Raw genomic sequence first — 16,861 nt, 5'->3', positions numbered from 1 at the left:
AGGCGGGGAGGCGCCAGAAGAAACCGCCGTAGCCGCCGCCAACGCGTCCGTTCGAGCCGGGGCTCCCGAGTGAAACGGGGCTGTCACCGGCAGGGGTCAGCGCAAAATCGAGCGTGAGGGCCCAGATGCTGTCATTCACTCCGCGCCAGCTGATGCGGCGGGCTTCGTGCAGCAGCGTGGTTCCGTCGGGTCCGCTCCACCGCAGCGTCTCCTCAAGGGAGTTTCCGTGCTGCGTGAGTGCGGTGCGGGAGATCCGGCCGTGGTCGGGGCGCCAGATGTAACCCTGTTCCTCGCGGCGGTAGGTGCGGCCGCCCCAGAAGTTCACGCCGTCGACGTCCTGCAGGGCAACCCCGGCACCCAGGTGCCAGACGTGGTCCGCGGCGAAGTGGTCGGTGACCGCCACACCGGCGCGCGTCCGGAGCGGATGCAGGTAGGGGCGCGGTGAAAGGTAGGGGGAGACGGCGGTGCCGTCCCGGTAGGAGCCGACTTCCCGGCCGTCCAGTACCAGCGGCACGGACGACGTCGGCGCCCGCCGCGCCCAGCCCGGGTCCAGTTCCGCGAAGGTCGCCTGTGCCAGGCAGGCCCGCTGCAGGAGGTCCTCGATGCCGTGCACCACGGGGTGCGCATCTTCGCCGGTTCCTTGCCAGGTGACGTGTTCCGCAGCGATGGGGTGCGGCGCCGGAGCCAGCCGGACGGCGTCGAGGACCCGCATGAACGCTCCCGAGGAGGCGAGCGGGCTGAGCAGGGGAGTGCCGGAAGCCCGGTGTGCGAGCAGATTCTCGAGCAGATCGGCGCGCCCGAAGGTTTCGGTGACCGTGCCCTCTGCCGTGGTAACGGCCAGCTCATCCTCGGTGTAGTAGAGCACGGCGGTTCCCTGCGTGCCGTGAAGCGTGACGCTGGGGCGCGTCTGCTCCGCGGCACACAGGGTGAGCGCGAGTGTCACCACCGCACCGGATGTTGTACGCACCCGGATGGTGGAGGTGTCGTCACACTCGATATCGTGCGCCCGGTACAGGTCCGTCTCGACGGTAGCCACGTCGGAGGCCTCTTGTGCACCGGCCACGCGCAGGGCAGTCGCAACCGCGTGGGCGAGCGGATTGGTGGCCACGCCGTCGACCACGTCCACTCCATCCAGCGTCCGCTTTCCCGCCCACCGGGAGCGCGCGAAGTAGCCCCGGGTCCGCACCCAGGCCCCGGACGCGCTGACTCCCCGGACCGAGCCCAGCGTTCCCGATGCCACGAGATCGTCGAGCCGGTCCAGCGCCGCCGAGCCCAGGCTTTGGAACCCGGTCTGCACGGCAACGCCGGCTTTGTCGGCAGCAGCGAGAAGCAGTTCGTACTGCTCCATCGACGCCACCGGAGGTTTCTCGACGTACACATCCGCGCCGGCCGCGATCGCCGCATGGGCGAGCGGGGCGTGGGCCTGGATGGGGGCAGCAATGACGACGACGTCGGGCGCCACCCCCGCCGCGAGAAGATCCTCGAGATCTGCGAACACGCCGACCCCGTCACCCAGCGTCCCGTCCCCGGGCGGACGGGGGTCCGCTACGGCAACAAGCCGTGCAGCGCCGCTGTCCTCCAACCGGCGAAGGTTGTCGAGGTGCCGGGCACCATAGCCGTGGACGCCCACCAGGGCTACACGTGCAGCGCCAACCGGGTCCTGAGAGCCCGCGTTATCGGCGGGTTGTTCCAGGGCGTCGTGGAGGCTGGGTGCGGGGTCAAGCATGATCGTAGGTTCCGTTCCGGGATGATCAGCCTGCGCTGATCATGCCCTCGATTTCAGCGGTCATCTGTTCAGTGGCCTGCTCGGGGGTGAGCTTGTCGAAGAGGACCTCGGAGACGTAGCGCTTGACCATGTCCTGGACTCCGCCGGCTCCAACGGGGGAGGGCAGCGGCGGCTCTGCCATGTCGGGACGGATTTCGTCGAGGAAGTCCACCACTGTCTGGTCGTTCTCGTCGAGTTCCGGCGCAATGGCGGCGGCCATGTCGGGGTTGGCCGGCACACCGCGGTCCACCAGCATCTTCTTGGCCGCTGCCGGATCGTTGGCCAGGAAGTTCACGAATTTCGCTGCTGCCTGCTGGTCATCCGACTGGCTGGAGATGGACCAGTACATGGATGCCTTGTAGTACATGCCGTTCTCGCTGGCCGACCCGCTGTCCGACGGGACGCGGAGCATGGTCACGTCACTGCCGCTGGCGGTGCGGAGAGCCGACAGTTGGTTGGACCAGTACCAGCCCATTGCTGCTCGGTTGGTGGCGAAGCCGCCGGCCTCGAAGGAGCCTGACATTTCCTCGGTGTACCGGGCGGCGCTGGGTCCGCCGCCGTCGCGCACCTCCAGGAGGTGTTCAAACCATGCCGTGGCGTTCTCCGGCGAGTAGCCCACGGTGCCCGGCTCGTCGTCGTTATAAAGGTTCTCGCCGTGCTGGCGGAGCCAGATCCGCAGATCGACGTCCTGGGCGCCGTAATCGGTGCCGACGATGTCGCCGCCCAGCTTTTCACTCAGCTCAGCGGAAATGCGGTAATAGTCATCCCAGGTCCAGGTGGTGTCATCCGGGAGTTCCATGCCGGCCTGCTCGAAGAGGTCCCTGTTGGCCATCAGCACGTAGGCGTTCTGCCCGGTGCTCAGGCCGTACAGTCCGTCCTCGTACTGCCCTAGAGCCAGGGATGCCTCATCGAATTTGGAGGTGTCCAGTCCTTCCAGGGTGCTGAGGTCAGCAAGCGCGCCGCGCCCGGCGTATTCCTGGAGGTACTTCTCATCCATGGTGATGACGTCTGGGGCGTCGCGGCCGGCAGTGGTGGTTGCGAGCTTGTCCCAGTAGCCGCCGAAGTCGGAGTACTCACCTTCGATGGTGATGTCCTCGTTCTCGGCCTCGAACAGGTCAATTATTTCCTGGTTCGCCACGTGGCGGGGGTCGGAGCCCCACCACGAGAACCGCAGGTTGCCGTCACCGGAGGCGGCGCTGTCACCGCCGCCTCCGCCGCAGGCGCCCAGTGACACGGTGAGGACGACGGCGGCTGCCGCAGCCGTCAGCGTTCGTGTTGTGCGAGAGAACTTCTTCATTGAAAACTGCTTCCTGTCTTATTGATAGGTTTCTGTCGGTTGTGTTCCGGCCTGGATCAGGCAGCACCGATCAGGGCTTCGATTTCCGTGGTCATCTGTTCGGCCGCCTGGGCGGGTGTGAGGTTGCCGAAGAGGACCTCGGAGTCGTACCGCAGGATGATGTCCTGTACTCCGCCGCCTCCGGCAGGTGAAGGCGAGGGGCTGAGCGCTACGTTGGGTTCGATCTCTTCGAGGAAGTCGACGACCGACTGGGCGGCTTCATCGAGTTCGGGACGCACAGCGGCGGCCATGTCCGGGTTAACCGGAACGCCCCGGTCGACCAGCATCTTCTTGGCGGCCTCTTCGTTGTTGGCCAGGTAGTTCACGAAGTCAGCGGCGGCATCCTTGTTCTCGGACTGGCTGGAGATGGACCAGTACATGGAGGCCTTGTAGTACATGCCGTTATCGGCTTCGTTGCCGGTGTGTGACGGTGCGCGGAGCATCCGGACGTCGCTGTCGGTCGACGTGCGGAGGAGCCCCAACTGGTTGGACCAGTACCAGCTCATCGCGGTCTTGTTGGTGGGGAAGCTCTGGCCCTCAAAGGTGCCGGCCTGTGCTTCCGTCCACTCCGACGGCGTAGCGCCGCCGGCCTCGTCGCGGACCTTCAGGAGGTGTTCGAAGAACGCTTCGGCGGTTTCGGGCGTGTAGCCCACGCCGTCGCTGGTGTCGTTGTACAGCGACTCTCCGTGCTGGCGCAGCCATACCCGCAGGCTGCCGTCGGGGGAGTTGCCATAGTCGGAGCCGCTGACGCCGTCGAGGTTCTCCGAAATCTCCTTGGAGATCCGGTAGTAGTCGTCCCAGGTCCACGTGGTGTCATCGGGAATCTCCACGCCGGCTTCCTCGAAGAGATCGGCGTTGATTACTACCGTGAGAGCGTTACGGCCGGTGCTCAGCCCGTAAAGACCATCTTCGAACTTGCCGAGATCAAGCGCGGCGTCGTCGAACTTGGAGAGGTCCAGGTTCTCCAACTCGGTGAGGTCAGCCAACGCGCCCCGCGAGGCATATTCCTGAAGGAACTTCTCATCCATGGTGATGACATCGGGCGCATCCCGTCCCGCTGTCATTGTCGCCAGTTTGTCCCAGTAACCGGAGAAATCGGAGAACTCCCCTTCGATGGTGATTCCTTCGTTGGCTGCCGTGTAGTCCTCGATGATCTCCTGGTTCACGGCATGCCGTGGGTCCGAGCCCCACCAGGACCACCGAAGGTTGGCCTCACCGGTGGACTGGCTTTCACCGCTTGCGCCGCCGCAGGCGGCCAGGGAGGCACCGAGAACGAGGGCCATGGAGGCCGCCGTGACGGCGCGGAGTGGGCGAGAGAACTTCCTCATTGAATTTCTTCTTTCCTGTTTGTGGACGGGTTTATTTGATGCCGGTGGTGGCGATGCCCTTGACCAGGTATTTCTGGCCGAAGAGGAAGACCAGGAAGACCGGGATGAGGGAGACGATGGACATGGCGAACATCGAGCCCCAGGAGGAGGTTGCGGTGCTGTCCACGAAGGAGCGCAGGGCAACGGGCACCGTGTACATTTCCGGGTCGGTCAGGTAGATCAGCTGGCTGAAGAAGTCGTTCCAGGTCCAGATGAAGGTGAAGATGGTGGTGGTGGCCAGGGCCGGCATCATCAGCGGGAGGATGATGCGGGTGAAGATCCGCACGTGGCCGCAGCCGTCGATCCGTGCTGCCTCGTCGAGTTCCTTGGGCAGTCCGCGGATGAACTGGACCATCAGGAAGACGAAGAACGCGTCGGTGGCCAGGAGTTTGGGGAGCACCAGCGGGATGAAGGTGTTCACCCAGCCGAGTTCGGAGAAGATGATGTACTGCGGGACGATGATCACGTGGATGGGCAGCATGATCGTCATGAGCATGATCGCGAACAGCAGGCTGCGGCGGCGGAACTTGAGCCGGGCGAAGGCGTAGGCGGCCATGGAGCAGGAGACCAGGTTGCCGATGATGGAGCCGATCACCACCACCATGGAGTTCATCATGTAGTGCCCGAACGGTGACTGGAGTGCGTTCCAGCCCTCGGTGTAGTTGCTGAACTCGAAGGTGGTGAGCCAGAGACCGGCTTCGCGGAAGATCAGGTCGTTGGGCCGCAGTGAACTGGCGAGCATCCACAGCAGCGGATACAGCATGATGATGCCGAACGCGGTGAGCAGGATGTGCTTGATCAGCCGCCGTGTCCGGCTCCCGCTCAGCTCGTCATCAGCGTCGCTGTGGACCGGGGGTGAATCCGGCGTCGTGGTCTCTGCCGGGGCAGCGGAGGTCTTTTTCTGGGGCGCGATATTAGTCGTCATAGAACACCCACCATTTCGAGGCGATGAAGTTGATGAAGGTAAAGGCGGCGATGATGAGCAGCAGCAACCAGGCCATGGCCGAGGCGTAGCCCATATTGAAGTTGCCGAAGCCCTGCTGGTAGAGGTACAGGGTGAAGAACATGGTCGAGTCCGCCGGACCGCCCGTTCCGCCGGAGACCACGAAGGCCTGGGTGAAGGACTGGAACGCTCCGATGATCTGCAGGACCAGGTTGAAGAAGATGATCGGGGTGAGCAGCGGGATGGTGATGGTGGCGAACTGCCGCACCTTTGAGGCGCCGTCCACGGACGCGGCCTCGTAGTACATGGTGGGGATCTGGCGCAGGCCGGCAAGGAAGATCACCATGGGTGCGCCGAACGTCCACACGTTCAGCACCATCAGGGTGCCCAGCGCGGTGGAAGGGTCCGCGATCCAGCCCTTGCCCTCGATGCCTACCAGGTCCAGGATCTGGTTGACCAGTCCGGAGGTTCCGAAGATCTGCCGCCACAGGACCGCGATGGCAACCGAACCGCCGAGCAGCGACGGCAGGTAGTAGACAGAGCGGTAAAAGCTCAGGCCGCGCATGCCCCGGTCCAGGATCAGTGCCAGCGCAAGGGCTGCGATGAGCTGGAGCGGCACCGAGACGAACACGTACAGGAAGGTCACCTGCAGCGAGTTCTGGAGCCGGGTGTCCTCGAACATCCGCGTGTAGTTGTCCAGCCCGGTCCACTCAGGCGGCTGGAGCAGGTTGTAGTCGGTAAAGGAAAGATACAGCGATGCCGCCATTGGGCCGATGGTGATCAGGACCAGCCCGACCAGCCACGGCGCGAGGAACAGGTACCCGACCCGCTCTTCCTTCTTCTCCGCGGCGGTCAGCTTCCGCTTTTTCGCCTGCGGCTCCTTCTTGAGCCGCGACATCTCACTCAGGGCTGACATCGCCGGTCCTTTCCGCGATCACGAAGGCGCGCGCCGGCGTCGTCGCCCGTGCGTCGTTGGGAAGCTTCATGGGAAACCTTCTGTCCGGTTGGTTGCTTTTCACATTCGTGAGAAAACGCTTTCTCAGATTGCATTCGACCCTAGTGTGTCATCCGCCACACGTCAAGGAAAACGTTTTCTGAGGCACTGGGAAGCGTCGATTCACCGTGGGAGTGGGCGCCCTACAGCGACACTGTTAGGTATTCCAGCGTCTCCGCCAGCATGGGCGGGGTGACCATATGTCCGGCGTCGTACCAGGTTCCGGTGTACCGACTCGGCGTACCCGCGGCATCGGCACGGAGCCAGGCATCGGCGTCGTGCATGCCTTCAGGGGAGAACAGCGGATCTCCGCCGGCGAACTGCACGAGGTACCGGCAGTCACGGTTGATGTGTGTGAGTTCCGGCCACTCGAAAGTGGCGGCGAGCCCGGGTGTCGCCAGCAGCCACGAGTGGGTGTCCAGGTGGGCGGGGAACAGGCCTTTGAGGGTGGTCATCATGCAGCAGACGACGGCGGCGCGCACCTCGGGTGCCAGGGCGGATAGGACGAGCGCCCTGCCGCCGCCTCCGGAGAACCCTCCGACTCCCACCCGGTTGCCGTCGACGTCCGGAAGCGCGCGCAGGATGTCCAGTGCGGCGAGATCCTCGAAGGCCACCATGCCGGCGTAGCTTGTGCCGAGAAGACCGGCGGTCTTGGCTACCGTGTGCTCGTGCTGAGCCGCAGCCGTGTTGTATTCAAGGGCGGGCGTAGGCTTTACGCCTTCATTCCGCCAGAGCGCTCGTTGAGCCGACAGGCCCTCGGCCACCCGGGCAGGCGGCGGGTCGAGGAGGAACCGGCGGCTGCCCCAACTGAAGGAGTCATGGACCAGTACAGCAAAGCCGGCGCGCGCCAGATCGCTTGCGGCGGCATGTCCGGAATAGAGGTTCTGCTGTAACGCGGTCACCTCTTCGGAGGTCTCGGTGCCCGCATCGATCAGGCGTTCTGCGCCGAGCCACTTGTTGCCTCCATGGCAGTGGAGCCACAGGACGCCCGGCAGGATCCCCTCCGCTTGTGTTGATCTGAGCAGGAAACCGCGGGTCGGCGGGCCATACGGGAGCTGCCATTCCAAGTCCTGCAACTGGACACCGTCCACCGTGCGCGTTCTGCGCACGGTGACAGCGGGGATCGGAATGGGCGCCGGCACGCCGAGAGCCTGGGCCAGCAGTCCGCTCGCGGGGTTGTGGCCCGTGGATCTACCCAGCCGGCGGACGGCCTCGGGCCAGTCCTCGAAGCCGGCGATCGGGCTGGGGAATGCCGTCATCGCTGGTCCGCCGGAAAGGAGTCCGGCCAATCCTCCGGGCGGATTCTGTTGATCCGGCGGACGTTCCCGAGGGTACTCCATTCGTTTCTGCCAAGCCTGGCGAGCGGTTTGAGGAGTTCTATCCGGGGATGGTCGCCGTCGAGCACATCTTCGGCGACGGCGGCATGCACCACCTCGCCCAGTACCAGGGTGCAGTTGCCCACGGGGATCAGGCTGTGCAGGCGGCACTCCAGGGATACGGGTGATTCGCGGACCCGCGGCGGCGTGATGAACATGCTCTGTTCGCGGTCGAGGCCGGCGGCATCGAACTCGCTGACGTCGGGGCCAAACGCTGTGCCGGTCGCGTTGACCCGTTCGAAGAGGTCCTCGGGAGTGAAGTTCACCGTGAACTGACCGCTTGCCCGGATGTTTCGCAGGCTGTCCTTCTCGCCCACGGAGGTGAACTGGACGATCGGCGGGTCCGTTGACGCGACGGTATAGAACGAGTGCGGCGCCAGGTTGTCCACGCCGTCCACCGAGCGGGAGGCCACCCACGCGATGGGACGCGGGACCACCGTGGCGGTCAGCAGTTTGTAGAAGGCCGCGGCTGAATGGTGGTCCCGGTAGAAGTCCCTGCGCATGTATTGAGCCTAAGGCTACCGGTGGCTCCCCAGCAGTTCCTCGAGCCGCTCGTAGCTTTCGGTCATTCCGCCTTCCATGCCCGATTGGGCCATGCCGTCCCTGGCCTCCTGCGTCGGGTAGACGGCGTGGCCAACCAGTTTGCATCGTCCGTCACCGAGGTCTTCGAACTGGAGAAACTCGAGGCTCACGACGTCTGGGTAGCCGTCGAACTCGAATGTCTGGATGGCGAAGTCGTTCTCTCTGACGGTATGGAAGACACCGCTGAATCCGTAGGAAATGCCGTCAGGTCCCGTGTGGATGTAGCGGTAGCTGCCGCCGGTGCGGAAATCGTAATGGTCAACCGTGGCGGTCATCCCGCGTGGGCCGAGCCATTGCGCGATTGCTTCCGGGTCACGGTGAGCCTCGAAAACTGCCTCGACCGGAAAATCGAACTCCCGCTCGAAGTCTATGAAGGGAGCGTCCTGGGGCACCGAGAGTTTCAGTGGGTTACTCATGATTGGTCCTTGGGTGTGGGGCCTTGCCTGGCCTGTGATTCGAGTAGAGCATCGAGTGCGCGGAACTGGCTTTCACGGGCGAGCCTGTATTGGTCAATCCACGCGGTCAGCGCCTCCAGCCTCGCAGGGTTCAGGTGCACAGGGCGGCGCTGCGCATCACGCGAGCGTGTCACCAGCTCAGCCTTTTCAAGAACCTGGATATGCCTGGAGATTGCTTGCTTGGTGATGTTGAAAGGAGCAGCCAATTCGTTGACAGTGGCCGGGCCACGGCTTAGCTGGGCAATGATGCTGCGGCGTGCCGGGTCTGCGAGGGCCATGAAGGCCAGATTGAGACGTTCGTCGCTACCATCCATTGTCAACCAAACCCTTTATCAACTAATTGGTTGATTAAAATGTAGGCCTGCAGAGTCGCGGAGTCAACAGGTTTAGGGCCAGCGAAGCCGGCGGTTAACGCCGGAGGAGTTCTTCGAGGCTGATCGGTTTCGCGCCGGTCAGGTCCTGAACCGCCGTCGTCGTGCGTTCCAGCTGACCGGATGCGATGGCAGTGTAGGTGCTCACCCACGCATCCAGCTGCCAATCCGGTGCGCCGTAGGAAGCGCGTGATGCGTACGCTTCCTCGACGGTCTCCTCCTCGTAGCGGGTTTCACGGCCGGTCACGCGGGTGATTACGGCCGCCACCTCGCTGAGCGAGAGAGCTTCGGGGCCGGTGAGGTCGTAGCTCTTGCCCGCGTGGGCCTGCGGATCCTTCAGGACGACGACGACGGCGGTGCGCGCCACGTCCGTGCGCGCGACGGCTGACACCCGTCCGTCGCCGGCCGGTCCGCGCAGGATTCCTTCCTCACCTGCGAAGAGGGGCAGGACATCGAGATAGAAGTTGTCGCGGAGGAAGGTGTAATCCATCCCCGAGTTGCGGATGTGTTCCTCCGTTGCCCAATGGTCGCGGCCAAGGGTGAAGGTCGCATCCGGAGCAGCGGCAAGGAAGGAGGTGTAGACGATGTGCTGAACTCCCGCTTCCGCGGCGGCATCGATAAAGTTCCGGTGTTGGTCCACGCGGTCTTCTGCCTCCGCGCCGGAGACCATGAAAAGCACCTCACTGCCGCGGAGGGCATCGAGGGACGATTGCCGGTCGGCGTAGTCCGCCTGCGCAGTGCTCGTGCCGGGGAGTCCAGGGGCCCGTGCCGGGTCACGCACGATGAGTTTCTGTTCGTACCCTGCAGCGGACAGGAGGCGGGCGACTTCTCCGCCCACATGACCGGTGGAGCCGGTTACCGCAATTCGTGGAGTCATGTCGGGTTGAGCGTTGAACGGGATGCGAATATTCCGTGTTCATCATGGTTTTTCCTGGATGACATCGGCACGACGGGCCGCCGTCGTCCACGAGGCCTAGCGTGAAGGAGTGTCCAGGCTCTTTGTCGCTATCGGTGATTCCTTCACGGAAGGGGTAGGGGACTGGGACTCCCGTTATCCCAACGGTGTGCGAGGGTGGGCCGACCGCGTGGCGAAACAGCTGAGTAAACAGGACCCCTCGTGGCGCTACGCCAACCTCGCCATCCGCAGCAAGAGGCTGCACCAGATCATCGATGAGCAGCTCCAGCCGGCGCTTGACCTCCGGCCCACGGTGGTCAGCGTCTACGCGGGCGGTAACGACATCCTCGAACTGCGTACCGGCATCACCCCGCTCATGGAGAGCTATGAGGAGATGGTGGCACGTATTGCCGCCGCCGGCGCCCGGCCTCTGTTGTTCACCGGATTCGATGTGCGGCTCCACCCGGTCCTCGAACCGATGCGGCGACGCAACTGGATCTACAACGAGCATGTCCGCCGGATCGCCGACGCCTACGGAGCGTTACTGGTCGATTACTGGTGTTTCGACGAATACCATGACCCCCGGTTCTGGGACGTCGACCGGCTGCACATGTCCCCGGCAGGCCACAGGAACATGGCCGCGCACGTTCTGCGTGAGCTGGGTGTGGACCATACCCTGAGATCCAAACCACTGCGCCCTCGCCCGAGCCTGACGCTCGCGGAACTGCTCCGGAAGGAGACGGCGTGGTGGGGCGAATGGGTTCTTCCGATGTTCGGACGGCGCCTCCGTCACGTCACGCTCGGCGACCATCTCGAACCGCGCTGGCCGGAGCCGATTCACCCGGCAGATGGCCTTAAGCGACTCGCCGCAGAACGCAGGGCTCAGCCTGCCGCGAACGGCTGACGTTCCAGCCCTCGTACACTGGTTCCATCATGACTTTCATCAACAAATACCGCGCACCGATCGTCTGGCTCGTCGTCATCGCCATGGTGGCCTCCATCGGAGCCGGGTTCTTCGCAACAATTTTCTAGCCCGGCCCCGCGCCGGTCACCAGAGCCGGCCCGCCCCCGGTATCTGGATCCGCAGCCAGCGGTACCCGTACGGAGGCAGCTTGACCTTAAGGTCATCGTCAGGCTCGATCTCCGTCTTGGTGTCCTCCAGCAGATCCGTGAGCACGCCGCCTCCGCGAGGCACATCGCCGGAATCGAGCGACACTTCCACCTCAACGGGCTCATCGGAGAAGTTGTGGAAGAGGAACAGCGTGTTGCCCTCCCAATCACAGCGGTGCGCGAAGACCGCGGGATTGGGGGTGTCGATCATGGTGAAAGTGCCCCAGCCGAGCTCGGGACACTCGCGGTAGCGGCGAATCAGCGTGCCCATGAACCGCAGCAGCGATGAGCGGTCCCGGCGGGAGGCCGCCACGTTGACGTTGTCCGGCCCAAACTCCCCCTCCACCAGGGGAGCTACGAGCTTGTCGGGCGGCGCCGAGGAAAACCCTGCGCTGTCCTCGTCGGTCCACTGCATCGGTGTCCTCACGGACATCCGACCCTCGGCCGCAAGGTTCTCTCCCATGCCGATTTCCTCGCCGTAGAACAGCACCGGCGTTCCGGGAAGGGAAAACAACAGCGAATAGACCATCCGGATGCGCTGCGGATCGCCGCCCAGCATCGGTGGGAGCCGCCGTTTGAGGCCGCGGCCGTAGACCTGCATCCTTTTCTCGGGACCAAAGGCCTCGAAGACTTCCTCGCGCTCCGAGCTCATCAGCTTGTCGAGCGTCAGCTCATCATGGTTGCGCACAAAGGTGGCCCACTGGCTGTCGGAGTCGATCTTCGGCCGGTCCGTCAGCGCACGTGCCAGGGGGCGGGCATCGCCCCGGGCCAGGGACAGGTACATCTGCTGCATCGTCACAAAGTCGAACTGCATGGTGAGCTCATCCGCTGCGTCGCCGAAGAACTCCACCTGCTGCTCATAGGGCAGATTGACCTCGCCGAGCAGCACGGCATCACCGGCCCTGCGCGAGAGGAAACGCCGAAGGTCGCGCAGATAGTCATGGGGATCGCCTGCATGGCCGTCGATGCCCCGCGTCTCCAGGAAAAAGGGGACGGCATCAACACGGAAGCCGGAGAGCCCGAGTTCCATCCAGAAACCGATCGCCTTCGCGATCTCGTCGCGGACCGCCGGGTTCGCGACGTTCAGGTCCGGCTGATGGGAGTAGAACCGGTGCAGATACCATTCCCCGGTCTTCCTGTCCTTGGTCCAGATGGAGTTTTCCTGGTCCGGGAACACCACCTCGCTGGACGTGTCCGGTGGTTGCTCCGACCGCCAGACATAGAAGTCGCGATAGGGATTGTCCTTCGAGGAACGGGCCTGCTTGAACCAGGGATGCTGGTCCGAGGTGTGGTTGACCACCAGATCGGCGATGACCCGCATCCCGCGGTCCTTGGCGGTGCGGATGAACTCGACCATGTCGCCGAGGGTCCCGAGCCGCTCGTCGACGCCGTAAAAATCGACGATGTCATACCCGTCGTCACGCTGCGGCGACGGGTAGAACGGCATCAGCCAGACACAGGTGACCCCAAGTTCCGCGAGGTAGTCCAACCGCTGCGCAGCACCGGCGAAATCACCGATGCCGTCACCGTTCGAATCGCAGAACGTCTCGATGTCGAGGCAGTAGATGACAGCGTTCTTCCACCAAAGATCAGAGGTGTCAGTGACGCGCATCAGCGGACCTCAGGCAGGACGTGCTGGGCGAAGGCCTCGATGAACGGTTTCTGCTCGGTTCCCACGAAGTGCAGGTAGAGCTCGTCGAACCCCAGGTCGGCATACTCCCGGAGCTGTTGTGCGTGAACCGCGAGGTCGGCTGAAATCTGCACGCCTTCACGAAGTTTCTCCTCGCTGAGGTCGCTGGTGGCCTTCTCGAAGTCCGAGGGACGGGCGAGGTCCCACGTGGTGGGAGGCGTCACGCAGTTCGAGCTCCACTGAACCCGCGCGATCTCCAGGGCCTCTTCCTCGGTGGGCGCCCAGGACAGATGCACCTGCAGAATCAGCTTGCCCTGTCCCCCGTTGTCCCGATAGGCGTTGATCATTTCAGTCAGTTTCTCGTGGGGCTGGTTCACGGTCACCAGGCCATCGGCCCAGCGTGCGCTCCGCGCCGCTGTTTCCACACTCACCGCCGGGGCAATCAGCTGCGGCTTGATCTCCGGCACATCCCACAGCCTTGCCTGCTCAGCGGTGACCAGACCGCGGTGGGTGACCTCCTCGCCGTCGTGCATCCGACGGATGATGTCCACGCATTCTTCGATGCGCTGTTGCCGCTCCGCCTTGGGCGGCCACGGGTCACCGGTGATGTGTTCGTTCAGGTTCTCTCCGCTGCCGAGCGCCGCCCAGAACCGGCCGGGAAACATGCTTGCCAGGGTGCCGCTTGCCTGGGCAATGATGGCCGGGTGGTACCGCTGGCCCGGTGCGGTGACGACGCCGAAACGCAGGCTGGTGGTGGCCAGCGCAGCTCCCAGCCACGACCAGGCGAATCCTGAGTGGCCCTGCACGGCGGCCCAGGGCTCGAAGTGGTCTGAGCACATGGCGGCGTCGAAGCCGGCCTGTTCGGCCAACTGGACATCGGCGAGGAGCTGTCCGGGTGCGATCTGTTCGTGCGAGGCGTGAAAGCCGATGACGGGCATGCGCGGGCCTTTCCTTGGGCGGCTCTTGAAGAGGTGAACCGGTCCGTCCTAGTGTGATCAGCAGGCTTAGCAATACGCTTCGAGCCTAGCTGTACTGCAGATGGTGCTCAACAGCGCCGCCCAATCTTCCACACATCAGGAGGAAAACATGAGTGATCAGTACACCTTCCAGAACCCGGTGACCCGGTTCCCGGAAATTTCGCCACCGAAGCAGGACCAGCCGGAGCCGGGCCTTGACCGTGACCTTACCCCGCAGAGCGACCGCGGTGAAGAGTCCTACCGCGGCACCGGCCGGCTGGAGGGCAGAAAGGCTCTGATCACCGGCGCTGACTCGGGCATCGGCGCAGCGGTGGCCATCGCCTTTGCACGTGAGGGTGCCGACGTCGCGCTGTCCTACCTTCCGGAGGAAGAGGCTGACGCGGACGAGATCGTCGGACTCATCGAGGGCTGCGGCCGGAAGGCGGTGAAGCTCCCCGGCGACATCAAGGATGGTGAATTCTGCAGGGACCTTGTGACTCGTGCCGTGGAGGGCCTTGGCGGTCTTGACATCCTCGTCAACAACGCAGGCAAGCAGATCGCAGTGGAACGGCTTGAGGATCTGGACGACGAACAGCTCGACCACACGTTCAAGACCAACATCTACTCGTTCTTCCGCATCACCCGCGAAGCTCTGAAGCATCTGCCTGCCGGCTCGAGCATCATCAACACCACCTCCATCCAGGCGTACAACCCGTCGCCCACCCTGCTGGACTATGCGAGTACCAAGGCGGCAATCAACAACTTCACCAAGGGCCTCGCCCAGCAGTTGGCGCCACGCGGCATCCGGGTGAACGCCGTCGCCCCCGGGCCGTTCTGGACGCCGTTGCAGGTGTCCGACGGGCAGCCGAAGGAGGCGTTGCCGGAATTCGGAAAGTCCACACCGCTGGGACGCGCCGGGCAGCCTACTGAACTGGCTCCCGCCTACGTGTTCCTGGCATCTCCGGAGTCCAGCTATGTGCTTGGCGAGACGCTGAACGTCAACGGCGGAAACCCGACGCCGTAGCTCGCGGTCATCGGCGAAGCAGCGTCGGGAAAGTGGCCGGGTGATTCCCGGGCGGGGCCGCCTCAGTCGGGGAAACGGGGCGGTCCCGCTCGGGGGGGCTCTGGTAAACCAGTGCCAGCAGGAGGAGTCGGTGGTCTCGCCCGCCTCTGTCCTGCCCTCCAATCATGGGCAGGGAACCTTGGGAATTTCTTGGGCCCCCGGTCTGGCTCCGGAGCACTCGCCACCGGATAGACAGTAGGCTTAGTACTATGGAGCTGACGGGGACGACGACGTCGGCCCACCGCAGGGAAGGTTGTGCCATGAAGAGTCCTGAAGCGCGAGGGTGTGTAAGCCGTGCCCTGCTGGAGTTGCTCCCTCAGGAGCCGAACCCTGAGGGCCTCAATGCGCTGAGCGGCGCCGTCACTGATGCACTCGATGCTTCCCCCGGAATCCTCGCCGATGACGACCTCCAGCTGACGCTGTTCTGCCTGTATGAGCTGCACTATGGGGGCATCGACGGCTCTCACCCTGACTGGGAGTGGGAGCCGGGTCTGATCGGGATCCGCAGGCTGATCGAACGCGACTTCGAGGGAGCCCTTCGCTCCGCCGTCGAACTTCCTTCCCTGGAGCCAAGGGACAGTGACGGTGTGGCCGCCGTTCTCTTTGAACTGGCGGCGGCCGATACAGGGCCGAGCGTGTCCCGGTACGTCGCCAAGAAGGCCTCGCTGGAGCAGGCGCAGGAGTTCCTGATCCATAAATCCGTCTACCAGCTGAAGGAAGCCGACCCGCACACCTGGGCCATCCCGCGACTGACAGGCCGCGCCAAGGCGGCCATGGTGGAAATCCAGGCCGACGAATACGGCGGTGGACGGCCCGAGCGCATGCACTCGGCTCTCTTCGCGCGAACCATGCGCGGGGCGGGGCTCGAGGACAGCTATGGGTACTACCTTGACGCGGTCCCGGCCCTCACCTTGGCGAGCACCAATATGATGTCCCTCTTTGGACTCAACCGCAGGCTCCGCGGCGCCATCGTGGGGCACCTCGCCGCCTATGAAATGACGTCCTCACAGCCCAACCGTCTGTACGGTAACGGGTTCCGGCGGCTCGGCTTCGATGAGGACGTGACCTGGTACTTCGACGAGCATGTGGAGGCCGATGCCGTACACGAGCAGATTGCCGGACGGGATCTCGCCGGCGGGCTCGTTGAGGCTGAACCCGACCTGCTCGGCGACGTGTACTTCGGGGCAGCGGCGGCCCTTACCCTGGACTGCATGCTTGGCGAGCACATCATGGGCGCCTGGGAGAAAGGCGAGTCCTCCCTGCGGACAAAAGTCCAAGCTCCGGCATGACCGGACACGCTGCCAGCTACATCCTGCCCCTGAAGTGGACCGGGGACGGTGGAATTGCGGAGCTGGCTTCCTACCTTGAGGACGTTGGGCAGTGGGCGGAGGTGCTCGTTGTCGACGGATCGCCGGACGAGTTGTTTGCCCGGCATGCTGCGGCGTTGCCCGCCGGTATCCGCCATCTCCGGCCGCAATTCGCGTGCCGCAACGGCAAGGTGGCGGGCGTGCTGACGGGCCTGGCAGCGGCCTCCGAAGAGCGGATCATCATCGCCGACGACGATGTCCGCTACAGTGCCGCAGCATTCCGGCGGATGATCGATTTGCTGGAGGAGGCCGACGCCGTCCGGCCGCAGAACTATTTCCTGACCCTGCCGTGGCATGCCCGGTGGGATACCGGACGCACCCTCCTGAACCGTGCGCTGGGGTCGGACTTCCCAGGCACTGTGGGCGTCCGCGGATCCATCCTGCGGGCGACCGGCGGCTACGACGGTGATGTCCTTTTCGAGAACCTTGAGCTGCTGCGCACCGTGCAGGCTGCAGGAGGTACGGAGATCAGGGCGGATGATCTCTTCGTCGGACGTCTCCCCTGCTCCTGCCGCCACTTCTGGCGCCAACGCACCCGGCAGGCGTATGACGATTTTGCGCAGCCGCCGAGGCTGCTGCTGGAACTGTCCCTGCTGCCCGTACTGCTTGTGCTGCTGCGCCGCTATGGTGCGGCCGCCTGCCTGCCGGCTC

At 64.3% G+C, this 16,861-nt stretch carries 16 protein-coding genes; 4 read left to right on the top strand and 12 right to left on the bottom strand.

Going from position 1 to position 16,861, the window contains the following annotated elements; translation table 11 throughout:
• The 10 genes from X803_RS19645 to X803_RS0112090 form a co-directional block, all read right to left on the bottom strand.
• The coding region (locus X803_RS19645) for a DUF6807 family protein (protein WP_051470724.1) at positions 1 to 1,726 on the bottom strand (1,726 nt) is incomplete at its 3' end.
• Between the two features lie 25 nt (positions 1,727 to 1,751).
• Positions 1,752 to 3,062 carry an ABC transporter substrate-binding protein gene (locus X803_RS0112130; protein WP_026545345.1) on the bottom strand — a complete coding sequence of 437 codons (1,311 nt, stop codon included), beginning with the start codon at positions 3,060 to 3,062 and terminating at the stop codon, positions 1,752 to 1,754.
• A 56-nt stretch (positions 3,063 to 3,118) separates the two neighbouring features.
• The gene (locus X803_RS0112125; RefSeq protein ID WP_026545344.1) at positions 3,119 to 4,429 is read right to left on the bottom strand and encodes an ABC transporter substrate-binding protein; all 1,311 of its coding nucleotides are present in this window, start codon (positions 4,427 to 4,429) and stop codon (positions 3,119 to 3,121) included.
• Between the two features lie 31 nt (positions 4,430 to 4,460).
• Positions 4,461 to 5,393, bottom strand: a complete 933-nt coding sequence (locus tag X803_RS0112120) for a carbohydrate ABC transporter permease (RefSeq protein WP_026545343.1) — start codon at positions 5,391 to 5,393, stop codon at positions 4,461 to 4,463.
• Positions 5,383 to 6,327: a carbohydrate ABC transporter permease gene (locus X803_RS0112115; protein WP_026545342.1), complete on the bottom strand. Its 945-nt coding sequence runs from the start codon at positions 6,325 to 6,327 to the stop codon at positions 5,383 to 5,385. Before X803_RS0112115 ends, X803_RS0112120 begins: the two co-directional genes overlap by 11 nt.
• 221 nt (positions 6,328 to 6,548) lie before the next feature.
• The gene (locus X803_RS0112110) at positions 6,549 to 7,664 is read right to left on the bottom strand and encodes an acetylxylan esterase (RefSeq protein ID WP_026545341.1); all 1,116 of its coding nucleotides are present in this window, start codon (positions 7,662 to 7,664) and stop codon (positions 6,549 to 6,551) included.
• Positions 7,661 to 8,284: a flavin reductase family protein gene (locus X803_RS0112105; RefSeq protein ID WP_026545340.1), complete on the bottom strand. Its 624-nt coding sequence runs from the start codon at positions 8,282 to 8,284 to the stop codon at positions 7,661 to 7,663. Before X803_RS0112105 ends, X803_RS0112110 begins: the two co-directional genes overlap by 4 nt.
• A gap of 15 nt (positions 8,285 to 8,299) precedes the next feature.
• On the bottom strand, positions 8,300 to 8,779 hold the full coding sequence (locus tag X803_RS0112100; RefSeq protein ID WP_026545339.1) for an SRPBCC family protein: 480 nt from the start codon (positions 8,777 to 8,779) through the stop codon (positions 8,300 to 8,302).
• Positions 8,776 to 9,132: an ArsR/SmtB family transcription factor gene (locus X803_RS0112095; protein ID WP_026545338.1), complete on the bottom strand. Its 357-nt coding sequence runs from the start codon at positions 9,130 to 9,132 to the stop codon at positions 8,776 to 8,778. Before X803_RS0112095 ends, X803_RS0112100 begins: the two co-directional genes overlap by 4 nt.
• 94 nt (positions 9,133 to 9,226) lie before the next feature.
• The gene (locus X803_RS0112090) at positions 9,227 to 10,066 is read right to left on the bottom strand and encodes an SDR family oxidoreductase (protein ID WP_026545337.1); all 840 of its coding nucleotides are present in this window, start codon (positions 10,064 to 10,066) and stop codon (positions 9,227 to 9,229) included.
• A gap of 109 nt (positions 10,067 to 10,175) precedes the next feature.
• Here X803_RS0112090 and X803_RS0112085 point away from each other — a divergent pair, with 109 nt between their 5' ends.
• Positions 10,176 to 10,988: an SGNH/GDSL hydrolase family protein gene (locus X803_RS0112085; protein ID WP_026545336.1), complete on the top strand. Its 813-nt coding sequence runs from the start codon at positions 10,176 to 10,178 to the stop codon at positions 10,986 to 10,988.
• Positions 10,989 to 11,132: 144 nt separating this feature from the next.
• Here the strand turns inward: X803_RS0112085 and X803_RS0112075 are convergent, their stop codons facing one another.
• Positions 11,133 to 12,806: an alpha-amylase family protein gene (locus tag X803_RS0112075; RefSeq protein ID WP_026545335.1), complete on the bottom strand. Its 1,674-nt coding sequence runs from the start codon at positions 12,804 to 12,806 to the stop codon at positions 11,133 to 11,135.
• The gene (locus tag X803_RS0112070) at positions 12,806 to 13,762 is read right to left on the bottom strand and encodes a TIGR03885 family FMN-dependent LLM class oxidoreductase (protein ID WP_026545334.1); all 957 of its coding nucleotides are present in this window, start codon (positions 13,760 to 13,762) and stop codon (positions 12,806 to 12,808) included. Before X803_RS0112070 ends, X803_RS0112075 begins: the two co-directional genes overlap by 1 nt.
• Positions 13,763 to 13,910: 148 nt before the next feature.
• On the opposite strand from X803_RS0112070, the gene X803_RS0112065 reads away from it, so the two are divergent.
• From X803_RS0112065 to X803_RS19640, 3 genes are all read left to right on the top strand, one after another.
• Positions 13,911 to 14,804: an SDR family oxidoreductase gene (locus X803_RS0112065; RefSeq protein WP_026545333.1), complete on the top strand. Its 894-nt coding sequence runs from the start codon at positions 13,911 to 13,913 to the stop codon at positions 14,802 to 14,804.
• Between the two features lie 299 nt (positions 14,805 to 15,103).
• Positions 15,104 to 16,132 (top strand): iron-containing redox enzyme family protein, encoded by a 1,029-nt coding sequence (locus X803_RS0112060; protein WP_026545332.1) that lies wholly within the window; start codon positions 15,104 to 15,106, stop codon positions 16,130 to 16,132.
• The coding region (locus X803_RS19640; RefSeq protein WP_156930061.1) for a glycosyltransferase family 2 protein at positions 16,129 to 16,861 on the top strand (733 nt) is incomplete at its 3' end. The genes X803_RS0112060 and X803_RS19640, both read left to right, overlap by 4 nt.

The sequence above is a fragment of the Arthrobacter sp. 35/47 genome (assembly GCF_000520475.1).
Classification (GTDB): Bacteria; Actinomycetota; Actinomycetes; order Actinomycetales; family Micrococcaceae; genus Arthrobacter_D; species Arthrobacter_D subterraneus.
This window is presented reverse-complemented; position numbering and strand designations above follow the sequence as displayed.